Genomic DNA, 11,481 nt, shown 5'->3' with positions numbered 1-11,481 from the left:
ATCATGAAACTGGTCATTCTCGATCGAGATGGTGTCATCAATTATGACAGCGACGCATTTATAAAAACACCGGATGAATGGAAGCCGATTCCGGGCAGCCTGGAAGCGATAGCCCGCCTCACGCAGGCGGGCTATCGGGTGGTGGTCGCCACCAACCAGGCCGGCATCGGCCGGGGACTGCTGGACATGGCCGCGCTCAACGCAATCAATGATAAAATGTGGAAAGCGGCAAACCAGGCGGGTGGACGCATTGATGCAATGTTTTTCTGTCCGCATACCACTGCGGATAATTGCGATTGCCGCAAACCCGCAACCGGGATGTTCAAGGAAATCTCTCAGCGCTTTGGCCTGGAACTGGGGGGGGTACCCGCAATCGGCGATTCAATGCGTGATTTACAGGCTGCGGCGGCGGTGGGCGCGATTCCGGTCCTGGTACTGACCGGCAAAGGCAAAAGAACGAAAGCGGAGGGCGGGCTGCCGGAAAACACCCGGATATTCCGTGACCTTGCAGCGGCCGTTGATGCATTGACAGAATGAATATGATCCTGCCGGTGCTGCGTTCGACGCTATATAGCCTATTGCAGATCGTCATCACCCCGTTTTATTTCCTGATTGTATTCGCTGCGTTTCCGCTGTCGCCCATAAACCGCTACCGCATCACTTCCGGCTGGGCGCATCTGATGCTGTTTCTGCTGCGCGTCATCTGTGGCGTACAGTATCGCGTTATCGGCGCGGAACACATCCCGCAAGCACCAAGCATCATACTGTCCAAGCATCAATCGGCGTGGGAAACCCTCGCGTTTCAGCAGATCTTTCCACCCCAGGTGTGGGTGCTCAAGAAAGAGCTGCTGCGCGTGCCGTTTTTTGGCTGGGGATTGGCAATGAACAGCCCCATTGCGATCGATCGCAGCTCGGGAAAAACGGCGCTGAAGCAAATCGTCGAGCAAGGAAAAGACCGGTTGAGGCAGGGCTTCTGGATCGTGGTCTTTCCGGAAGGCACGCGCATTGCGCCGGGGAAAAAAGGTAAATACCACATTGGCGGTGCATGGCTCGCCACGCATACCGGCGCACCGGTGGTTCCGGTTGCGCACAATGCGGGGGAATTCTGGGGCAAGAATGCGTTCATCAAACATCCCGGCACGATTACCGTGAGCGTCGGCGCGCCGATAGATCCCGGATGCATGGAGCCCGGCGCTCTCAATGCCATGGTGGAAACCTGGATCGAGACGGAAATGATTCATGTTGGCGACCGGAATCAGGAGGCATATGACGGCAGCAAAACTATCCCGAACGCCGAAGGATAAGCGGACAGCGCCCGCAGACGAAATCCGCCGTGTCTGTTTGAACGGCAAGGAAGTCGCTTATACGCTCAAGCGCTGCAAACGCAGAACGATCGGCATGAAAATTGACAGCGAGGGCCTGACCGTCCGCATTCCATTAAGAGAATCGTTGCACTGGGTCGAATCGGTATTGCGAAACAAGGCCGATTGGGTGGTGGAAAAACTCGATGAATGGAGAACTCGAAAATTGTACGAACCGGTATGGGAAGAAGGAGCCATTTTCCCGCTGCTGGGCGAACCCTGGCAGTTGGCGGCGAGAGCTGCCGGGGTCACGCAAATGACTCGGGCAACGATGAAGACAGGAACTGAAGACAGGCAGATGCAATTGCCGCTGCTTTCCGTCCTAACCCCACGGCAAATCGAAAAAATCGTAATGGACTGGTATTGCAACAAAGCAATCGCATGCTTCAGCGAACGAATCGCGCTGTATGCGGATAAGCTCGGCGTTGCGCTGCCGCAGTTGCGGCTATCGCGCGCCAGAACCCAGTGGGGCAGTTGCAACACACATGGCATTGTCCATCTCAACTGGCGGTTGATTCAAATGCCACTTCATCTGGTGGACTATGTCGTGGCGCATGAATTGTCGCACCTCATCGAGATGAATCACTCGCCGGCTTTCTGGCAAACGGTGGGACGCGTCTATCCGGATTATGTGGCAGCGAGGAAGGAGTTGAAGAGGCTTGGATGATAGCAACGTCCGATAGTTGCCCATCCTGTACAGGTATGATTCATAGATACCGTTTCGATAAAAAAAGGGCGATGGACAACGAGGCTAAGAAACTGCTTCGTTAGGTCTAACTGCTCAAGGAATTTGGCGACGCGGACTTCCAGGCACTGAAAAACACAGAGGGGCGTCCCCCTCCGTGTCTCAGGACCGGCCCTATTCAAGGGGTTTACGGCGGCGCGCCAGAAAGCCCATCAGACTCAAGCCAGCCATGAACATGGCATAGGTTTCAGGTTCAGGAATAGGAGAAGATAGGTTGATAAAACTCTCATTGCCGCCACCACTCGCAAACCGTTGCAGATGCAAACCGATGCGCAAGTCGCCGGTTCCGCCATTGTTCGGGAGTGCGAGCGCGTTGATAACGCTGCTGTATGTCTGAGCGCCAGTCAGGTCGAAATCGATGGCGAGCCATTCACCCTGGCTAACACCGTTCCCCGAGACAGGTGCATTGGAATCCGCCAGAAAGCCGGCGGTTGTCACAAAAGCGGGGCTGACTAAATTGCCGCCGGGAAGATTGGGCGGACTGGCCCCTTGCGAGAAATTCACTCCCGATGAAGACGTAATGGATGCAATCCCGAGAAGCGTACCGTCGTCAAAGTAGACATCGGTCAGGGAAGAAGTGGAAGTGTTGGTAAAATTGAATCTCACCTGATGGCTGCCAAGATCTATCACCTCAACCTTGAGGTTCGCTTCCCCATCCGCCTCGGCTCCCGCGTTGTTATGCGTGATATTTGCAAAACTATAAGAGGTTGATACCGCCGCGTATCCGAGCGGCTGATAAACCGATATCGCGAGGGCAAACAGCAAGCCCGGCAATGGTCTTAGATAACTCATGAGCGACCCTCCCAAAAATTTGGTTTCAAAGATTTATGGTGTAAAACAATGGCATACTGGCACTCCGGCTATCTGCATGCGGACCGGTTTCTTCAGCAAGCGATGGTTTTGGCAGATCCTGGATTTTCCGGCCCCGTCTCGCAACGGGTGTGGCTTTACGGTACGTCAAAAGCTTAATGGAAGAGAATGACAGCAAATGCTTCGCCGGGATTTATATGCATGAGCTATTAGGCGCATGCCATGGAGGAAGACACCTATCAGTGCAAGATCGATAAAAGAATTGCAAGCCGCAATGACGCTGCCAATCGTCTGAATAAAATTCTCCGTTGATTGCTGGCTGACCTGGGGAGGCTCATTCAGAGATTCTTGACCTTTATGTTAGTATTTCATTTCATATCCATCATTCCGGTATCGCTCCATGCATAAATTCTGCACCGCTTCCCTGCTGCTCTTGCTGCTCAATGGCTGCGGCCTGAAGGGGCCTCTCTATCTTCCGCAAGAACAACCTGCGCAGTCATCGCAGCAATCCCCGGACGAAGTGAAAAAGAAGTGAGTGGTTTTCCTTCATTTGATTATCGCAATGGGAGGCTGTACGGTGAATCGGTTCAACTGGATCGCATTGCCCGCGAATTCGGCACGCCCTGCTATGTTTATTCACGCGCGGCGCTCGTTGCGGCTTACAGGGAATTCGACGCCGCATTCGGCGGACGCGACCATCTGGTGTGCTATGCAGTCAAGGCTAACTCCAATCTGGCTATTCTCAATTTACTCGCCCGTCTCGGCAGCGGCTTCGATATTGTCTCCGGGGGAGAACTCCAGCGAGTGCTGAAAGCGGGCGGTGATCCGCAAAAAGTGGTGTTTTCGGGAGTGGGCAAGCAACCGGATGAGATGCGGGCGGCGCTTGCTGCGGGAATATTCTGTTTCAACGTGGAATCGGAAGCGGAATTGGCCGTGCTGGACCGGGTGGCGGGTGAGTTGAATAAAATCGCGCCGGTGAGCCTGCGGGTCAATCCCGATGTGGACGCAAAGACGCACCCTTATATTTCCACTGGTCTCAAGGAAAACAAATTTGGTGTGCCCTTCGAAGAGGCGGAGAAGCTTTATGCCTCCGCACGCGAATTTGCCAACTTGCGCATCAGCGGACTGGATTGCCATATCGGCTCACAATTGACCAAACTGGGCCCCTTTGTCGAAGCTTGCGGGAAAATACTTGGCCTGTTGATTCGCCTTGAAACGCTGGGATTTACTATCGATCATCTGGATCTGGGCGGCGGTCTCGGCATTCGCTATTTGGGAGAAAATCCGCCCGCGGCGAAAGACTACGTCACGGCATTGTGTGCCGCGATCGGCCCACGTAACCAGCGCATCCTTATCGAACCTGGCCGCGCGCTGGTGGGCAACGCCGGTGTATTGCTTACGCGCGTCGAGTATCTCAAACATACCCCGCATCGGGATTTCGCCATCGTGGATGCCGCCATGAATGACCTGATGCGTCCGGCACTCTATGACGCCTACCATGAAATCCTGCCGGTTATTGCGAATGGCGGCGATGAGAAAATATATCAGATTGTCGGGCCCGTTTGTGAAACAGGCGATTTTTTGGGGCATGACCGGAAGCTGGCATTGTCTCAGGGCGACTTGCTAGCCATTATGTCCGCCGGAGCCTACGGCATGAGCATGAGCTCAAACTACAATACCCGCCCCCGTGCCGCTGAGGTCATGGTGGATGGTGACCACGTTCACCTTATTCGCCAACGCGAATCCCTGGAGCAACTGCTTGCCGGCGAGAAAATGCTTCCCTGAACGGAACTTACCCAGCAATTCCCCCTAAACAAGAAAAAGGGTTGCGAGCCCCAGGAAAATGAAAAAACCCCCGCTATCGGTAACGGCGGTAATCATCACGCTGGAACCCGCCGCCGGGTCGCGGCCAAGTTTATGCAGAGTCAACGGGATCAATACACCCAATAAAGCCGCCAGCAACAAATTCAACATCATTGCCAGCGTCATCACCAGTCCAAGAGAGCCGCTGCCGTAAATGAAAAAGGCGAACAAACCGACTACGCTACCCCATACCACACCGTTCACCGCACTCACGCCAATCTCCTTGGCAAACAGTTTGCGCGCATTGCCTGCATTGAGTTGGCCCAAAGCGAGGGCGCGCACGATCATCGTAATTGTCTGATTGCCCGAATTGCCGCCGATACCCGCAATAATCGGCATGAGCGCCGCCAGCGCCACCAGCTTTTCGATGGAATCCTCAAATACACCGATCACGCGCGATGCAATAAATGCGGTTACGAGATTAATGGCCAGCCAGGTCCAGCGGTTCTTCAAGCTTTTCCATACTGGCGCAAACAAATCCTCTTCTTCCCGCAAACCCGCCAGGTTCAACGCTTCGCTTTCCGCCTGCTCGCGGATAAAATCCATCACTGCGTTGACGGTAACACGGCCTATCAGTTTATCCTCCGCATTGACCACCGAAGCGGAAACAAGGTCATAGCGCTCAAATGCCTGCGCCGCCTGATGAGCATTATCGCTGGGATGAAGCTTCACCATTTCCTTGGCCATCACTGATCCCACCGTGGCATCGGGATCGCTTACCAGCAGTCGGTTCACCGGCAGCACTCCTTTCAGATGCTCATCCCGGTCCACCACAAACAACTGATCGGTATGGTCAGGCAGCTCATCCAGCCGGCGCAGATAACGCAGCACGACTTCCAGAGTCACATCCTCCCGGATAGTCACCACGTCGAAATCCATCAGCGCGCCAACCGCATCTTCCGGATAGGACATGGCGGCGCGTAACTGCTCGCGCTCCTCCATCGGCAGCGACTGGAACACATCCTCCATGACGTCGCGTGGCAAATCGGGCGCAAGATCGGCAATTTCGTCGGCATCGAGCTGACCCGTTGCCGCCAGCATTTCGCCACTGTCCATCGTGGCGATGAGTGTTTCGCGAACCGCGTCGGAAACTTCCAGAAGAATCTCGCCATCGCGCTCTGCCTTGACCAGTTCCCAGATCATGAGGCGATCTTCGAGAGGCATGGCTTCCAGGATATGCGCAACGTCCGCGGGGTGGAGCCTGTCGAGCAGATTTTGCAGTTCCGCCAGATTCTGCTTGTGCACCAAAGCTTCGACCAGTTCCTGGCGCGGCATTTGCTGGGTATGCACGAGACCTTCCACCAGCTTGTGTTTATGCAGTAGATGCGTCAGGCGCCGCAAGTTTTCTTGCAGATCTTCGGTCTCCCCGAGGGTATTTGCTTTAGTCATCGCCCGATCGCCCTGGTGTACTGCGTCTAGAGTGCCGCTACTTGAAATTGGCTGAATTGCCGCTATGCCATATTATCCTAAATCCACCGATTCACTGCTCATATTTCGTTTTAGTGTCATGATTCAAAAAGATTTCTTTCATCGCTGAGTGTCACTGTATTGCAAAGTCGCCACAGGCGGATTCAGAATTATTCGTCACTCATGAATAATATGCGCTCCTTCACTTCCCGCCGGATGTCGGGCCCTCATTTGTACGCCCTATCCGAAACGGTTATGTGCCGGTATTTCTGACGCACTTCGATACTGGCGCGGCAGAATTGCCTGTTTGCAGAGGGATCTGGAATGCAGGGCGAATATTATGACAGGGAGGAGAATGAACGCAAAGTATGGCTCCTGTTGCCGGATGAAGTGCCGAAAAATCGTCAGGGAATTTGGGCGGATGCCATGCGGCTAAGGATGATATCAGTTTTCCTCAATAGCCACGGTGTATTGCGATTACGATCGTAGAATCGCGGACTCGGAACCATGGCGGCGAGACGGGCAGCTTGTTCCGCGGTGACGGAAGAAGCGGAAACGCCATAATAGTGACGGATAGCCGCCTCCGCACCGAATACTCCATTTCCCCATTCAATGACGTTCAGGTAGATTTCCAGGATGCGTCGTTTGGACATCACCTTTTCCAGCATCAACGTGATGACGGCTTCCTGGATTTTGCGCCACGGCGTTCTTTCGCCGGAAAGAAACAGGTTTTTCGCAAGCTGCTGGCTGATGGTGGACCCCCCCGCAACCAGCCTGCCCTTTTTCAGGTTTTTTTCGTAGGCCTTCTGAATAGCTTCGAAATCGAACCCCTCATGTTCCAGGAACTTGCCATCCTCTGCAGCTATGATCGCACGCTTGAGATGAGGGGAAATCCGCTCATAAGGCGTCCATTGGGTGCGTAATGACACTGTGGAATTTTTTTCCCGTAATTCATCCAACCGATCCTGCATGAACGCACTGGTGGAGGGATTGTAGAAATTCCAATAAACAACATGGCCCAGAATCCATAGCTGATAGACAAATACCGCGCCGGTGAGGAGGAGGAAGAGACGCCATAACCAGCGCTTAATGAAGTTGTGCATGCAACGGCGATGACGCGGTTAAATTTTCAGGCATATGATCTTGGGGAAAAGTTGAAAGAATGAAAACGTATTCAGAGATTCCTTAACCCTCTAATCACCCGATCAGTCTCCGGTCTTATCCCACGCCACAGGAAAAAGGATTCCGCTGCTTGCTCCACCAGCATCCCGATGCCGTCGGTCAGACGCGACGCGCCCTGTTGCTTTGCGAATTGCAAAAAAGGAGTGCGTCCATCGCCATACATCATGTCATAAGCCATCGATTCATCGGCAAAAATACCGGCGGGCAAGGGTGGCACCCTGCCCTTCAGACTGGCGGACGTGGCATTAATGACGAGATCAAATTTCTCTCCACCGAGATCCGCATAATCGCCGGAAACGATATTTCCGTAGCGGGAAAATTGCTGTTGCAGCAAGTGCGCTTTTTGTTTGGTGCGATTGGCGATTGTCAGAACACTTGGTGAATGTTCCAGCAGCGGCAGCACCACACCCCGGGCCGCTCCGCCCGCGCCCATCAACAATATCCGCTTGCCCGCGAGAGGGAATTCAAGATTGATCATAATGTCACGCACCAGTCCAGCTCCATCGGTATTGTCCCCGAGAATTCCATCGGCACTGAATACGAGCGTGTTTACCGCTTGAGCGACATCGGCTCGCCTGGTCAAACGCCGGGAAATCTTGCAGGCTTCCAGCTTGAACGGAACCGTCACGTTCATGCCTTTACCGCCGCGTTCCCGGAAAACCGCCACCGTTGCAGCGAAAGCATCCACCGGCGCAAGTATCGCTTCATATTGCATATCCTGGCCCGTCTGCCGCGAAAATTCGGCATGAATCCAGGGTGATTTGCTGTGGGCAATGGGGTTGCCGATGACGGCATAGAAATCAGTCATGAGATAGGGTAATTAATCTAAATCCGGCACTTGGACAGGATGAAGCGTGCAGTTCCTGGAGTACAGGGCAAGGTGCGAGGTTGCGGACTTTATTGGCTGGTCAGCTCGTCCGAAGGGGTAAACGCCCAAGTGCGGGTAATATGCAGGACATCAGTATCCCGACTGATGTCCGGCGGAAAGGGAGCAAATCCGTTTTGTCCCGCCAAATGGACAATGCGTACTGCCGCTTCATCCAGAACTTTCTTTCCCGACGAGCGATTTATTTCAAGCGACTCGAGACTGCCGTCAGACCTGATACCAACGGTGAGTTGCAGGTTTCCATAGAGTTTTTCCCGCCTTGCCGCTTCCGGATAATTCATGTTGCCGATTCGCTCCACTTTGAGGCGCCAATCTTCGACATAGCGGGCAAAGCGGTATTCCTGCGTGCGAGCACCAATAAATCTGCGTTTTGGAGGGCGCTGATAAGCTGCAGAGTCCCGTGCGGTTTGAGCTTCCAGGCGAGCGATCTCGAGGCTGCGCTGAACCAGGTCGCTACCGTTAATCCCGGCGCGGTTTTGCTCGGACTTATCAGAAGGAAGCTGTATTTGATAAGTGTCTTCACTATCCACCGCAGTCATCCGTTGTTCCGTTTCCTGTTCAAGTTGCTCCGCTTGCGCAACCACGTGTTCCGGCGACAAGGGAAGCGGCATACTGGCCTTGTTACCTCCGCCATCCAGGCTAGTTTTGGCCGGCATATCCGCACTGCGCGATTTCGATGCAGATTTACCGTGGACCAGCACGACTTCCAGTGGCACAGCGGCCTTGCCGATTTCCAGATGCGGGAGTTTGAGGGTGATCCCGAACAAAACAATCGCGTGAAAAATCACCGAAATCAATATCGTCACGTTCAGGCGCGACGAAGGGCTTGCCAGCCATCCGCGGACCGAGGCTGAATTAAAATCCGATATATTTGGAGTAGCGCTCAACCTAAATCCGGTAGTTGAACGAGCTCACCAAAAAGGTGAAGGTCAAATGGGGCGGAAATTTATTATGAGTCATGACGTTAAACAAAGAATGGATGGGCAACTGCCGGATTCGGGTTCGATGTCGCAAGCGCGTATAAAATTAAGCCGATGGATTTTTAGGAACGGTATTTATTATAAAATAACTACGATGCGCTCGTCACAAGGTGAACAATTAAACTATGCATCCAGTTTACGCAGGAATCTTGCATGGAAGGTGAGCTCCAGCAAATCTATCTGGGAAATCTCCACTTCAATGGTCGTTTCCGGTGGCATTTCCGGCAATGAGGTTATCCGCGCGACCAAAGGAAGGCGATCCAGCTTCACCAGATTTTCCTTAAGTACCTGCGCTCCCGTTATACTGATATTCTCCTGCAACAGCCAGCGCAGACACCAGTAGCGCTCCATTCTCCGTTGAAAATCTCCGTAGATCTCATAAGCCGCTTCGAAATCGCGCATGGATATCTGCAGACTATCACTGTCCCGGGTATAAGGCGGCGTCTCCTTCCGCAGCAGCGCGACCAGTTGCCGCTGATTGATGAAATCCACATAGCGGCGCATCGGCGAACTGATCCAGGCATATTGAGAAACACCCAACCCCTGGTGCGGCGCGGGAGAGGTGCTCATCCTGACCTTACCGCCACCCTGGCTGCGATAGATGCCGGCGATACCGCCATCGGCCAGTTGCTTGCCCCATTCGGTATTCACGTAAATCATCAGTTCCGATACCACCTTATCGATCGGCGAACCCCGCCGGCGCTCGCTGATGGTGACACGATCATCCTCGACGTGGAAGCTATAATCGATTTTCTCATTATTGCCGTCGTTGGACTTGCCGCGAACCGCTTCCATCTTGCAGGCAAACTTCCATAGCGCCAGCAATGCCTTGCCAAAAGGGTGATCAAGGCTTCCCGCCGCCAGGGTATATTCGTTAAAGTGTTCCTCCAGCGCATCGTGTCTGAGATTGGCGGCAATCCTTACTCGTTCGATGCGGCTGTTTGTACCCATAACAGTGAAATCGTCCGCCACGTCTATATACATTGAAAGTGCCGGGCATAGCCGTTCTTCACCCAATGTGTAGTGATGTATCACCGCTTCCGGCAGCATCGTGATTTTGCTGCCCGGAAGATATACGGTGGAAAGACGCTGTGCGGCCTCCATATCCAGGAGGGAACCCGGCGGGATGCCCAATGTGGGCCCGGCAATATGGATACCGATGCGAAAACTTCCCAGAGTCAGCGGCGTGACCGAAAAGGCATCGTCAATTTCGGTCGTGGTGGCATCATCTATGCTGAACGCCACCACCTCCGCCAGGGGCAAATCTGATGGGTCGCGCAATTCGCCGCCCGCGTCCGGCACGCCGAAGCCGATTCCTTCGGGAAAATGCTCCAGCAGGAACCGGTTGACATGGTAGTCATGCGTAGACGGTATCGCGCCACATTTTTCGAGCAAGGCAGGAACACTTAGCTTGGTTGCAGCACAAACGGTGTCCAGCGCCTTCCACTCGACGGTATTCTTGTCGGGCCGGTAGAGCAGGTTGCGCAACAACGGCCTGAATTCTTCCGGCAGGGTAAACGCGCTTAGTAATTGCACATAGCGAGCCTGCTGTTCCACCTGCAGGCGCTTCTTTTCCTGGCCGGCAAGCGCCGCCTCCAATGCTTTCGATGGCGCGGCTTTATAGCGCCCCCGACCTTTTTTATAAAAATATATGGGCGCGCTGTGCAACCGGATCAGCACCGCGGCCGCTTCCTCGGACTTTGCTGTGTGACCGAAATAATCCGCAGCCAATGCATCGCTGGCGAACTCGGCCTCACGCTCGCAGCACTCCCAGAGAAAATTCGGATCAAGGTCCTCCGCCATTTTCTGCGCGAGATCCATAAATTCGGACGGCGAGGGTGCCTCAAACCGCAGCAGTACCGAGGCTGCCTTTATCTTTGCGCGCTTGCCGTGAGGCGCCTCCACTTGCAGCGATGTCGTATTGTCAGCAAGGACTGTGGCTACTTTGAAGGTACCTTCCTCTTCGTAAAAAACATTCATAAAATGGTATTTTTGCGGGCGCCGCCGGTAAAAATCATGATCGTCGCGAACGGAACATGATGCTTGGAAGGATTGACCATTGAATTATAACTTGAAACGCACTTTCAACGAGATCAGGCGAACCAGACAGGATCCGTCCCGCATTGACCGCGCTAACCAGCCTACCGGAAAAGGCTGCACTATGCGCGGGTTTCGCTACTGACCGCGAGTTTCTCCATGACAACGTTCCTGATCTCGATATAAGCTCATCCATGACAAGATATTTTC

General features: G+C 53.8%; 11 protein-coding genes and 1 riboswitch. Of the genes, 5 read left to right on the top strand and 6 right to left on the bottom strand.

Translation table 11 applies throughout. The annotated features are described in order from the left end of the window. Positions 1–3 precede the first annotated feature (3 nt). From gmhB to EBAPG3_RS04885, 3 genes are read left to right on the top strand one after another with little or no spacing between them, the layout of a single operon-like run. Positions 4–537, top strand: coding sequence for a D-glycero-beta-D-manno-heptose 1,7-bisphosphate 7-phosphatase (gene gmhB, locus EBAPG3_RS04895; protein WP_004174594.1), 534 nt, complete (start codon positions 4–6; stop codon positions 535–537). Next, positions 534–1,304, top strand: a complete 771-nt coding sequence (locus EBAPG3_RS04890; protein ID WP_004174596.1) for a lysophospholipid acyltransferase family protein — start codon at positions 534–536, stop codon at positions 1,302–1,304. The genes gmhB and EBAPG3_RS04890 overlap by 4 nt, the downstream gene beginning before the upstream one ends. After that, positions 1,267–2,028 carry a M48 family metallopeptidase gene (locus EBAPG3_RS04885; RefSeq protein WP_004174598.1) on the top strand — a complete coding sequence of 254 codons (762 nt, stop codon included), beginning with the start codon at positions 1,267–1,269 and terminating at the stop codon, positions 2,026–2,028. The genes EBAPG3_RS04890 and EBAPG3_RS04885 overlap by 38 nt, the downstream gene beginning before the upstream one ends. A gap of 192 nt (positions 2,029–2,220) precedes the next feature. Here the strand turns inward: EBAPG3_RS04885 and EBAPG3_RS15385 are convergent, their stop codons facing one another. After that, positions 2,221–2,898: a PEP-CTERM sorting domain-containing protein gene (locus tag EBAPG3_RS15385; RefSeq protein WP_004174600.1), complete on the bottom strand. Its 678-nt coding sequence runs from the start codon at positions 2,896–2,898 to the stop codon at positions 2,221–2,223. 55 nt (positions 2,899–2,953) lie between these two features. Next, a riboswitch (cyclic di-GMP riboswitch) is annotated at positions 2,954–3,062 on the bottom strand. A gap of 254 nt (positions 3,063–3,316) precedes the next feature. On the opposite strand from EBAPG3_RS15385, the gene lptM reads away from it, so the two are divergent. Beyond that, positions 3,317–3,451, top strand: coding sequence for an LPS translocon maturation chaperone LptM (lptM, locus tag EBAPG3_RS15380; protein WP_004174603.1), 135 nt, complete (start codon positions 3,317–3,319; stop codon positions 3,449–3,451). Continuing rightward, positions 3,448–4,701 (top strand): diaminopimelate decarboxylase, encoded by a 1,254-nt coding sequence (gene lysA, locus EBAPG3_RS04875; RefSeq protein WP_004174605.1) that lies wholly within the window; start codon positions 3,448–3,450, stop codon positions 4,699–4,701. The genes lptM and lysA overlap by 4 nt, the downstream gene beginning before the upstream one ends. 24 nt (positions 4,702–4,725) lie before the next feature. On the opposite strand, the gene mgtE is transcribed toward lysA, so the two are convergent. The 5 genes from mgtE to EBAPG3_RS04850 all read right to left on the bottom strand — a co-directional run bounded on the left by mgtE (position 4,726) and on the right by EBAPG3_RS04850 (position 11,214). Beyond that, positions 4,726–6,168, bottom strand: coding sequence for a magnesium transporter (gene mgtE / locus EBAPG3_RS04870; RefSeq protein ID WP_004174606.1), 1,443 nt, complete (start codon positions 6,166–6,168; stop codon positions 4,726–4,728). A gap of 422 nt (positions 6,169–6,590) precedes the next feature. After that, entirely contained in the window at positions 6,591–7,289 is a 699-nt protein-coding gene (mtgA, locus tag EBAPG3_RS04865) for a monofunctional biosynthetic peptidoglycan transglycosylase (RefSeq protein WP_004174608.1), read from the bottom strand. Positions 7,290–7,360: 71 nt separating this feature from the next. After that, a complete protein-coding gene (gene aroE / locus EBAPG3_RS04860; RefSeq protein WP_004174609.1) occupies positions 7,361–8,176 on the bottom strand; it encodes a shikimate dehydrogenase in 816 nt (271 codons plus the stop codon). Between the two features lie 89 nt (positions 8,177–8,265). Further along, positions 8,266–9,141: an energy transducer TonB gene (locus EBAPG3_RS04855; RefSeq protein WP_004174611.1), complete on the bottom strand. Its 876-nt coding sequence runs from the start codon at positions 9,139–9,141 to the stop codon at positions 8,266–8,268. 216 nt (positions 9,142–9,357) lie between these two features. Next, a complete protein-coding gene (locus tag EBAPG3_RS04850) occupies positions 9,358–11,214 on the bottom strand; it encodes a ribonuclease catalytic domain-containing protein (protein ID WP_004174613.1) in 1,857 nt (618 codons plus the stop codon). Positions 11,215–11,481 lie beyond the last annotated feature (267 nt).

Source organism: Nitrosospira lacus (assembly GCF_000355765.4).
GTDB lineage: Bacteria > Pseudomonadota > Gammaproteobacteria > Burkholderiales > Nitrosomonadaceae > Nitrosospira > Nitrosospira lacus.
This window is presented reverse-complemented; position numbering and strand designations above follow the sequence as displayed.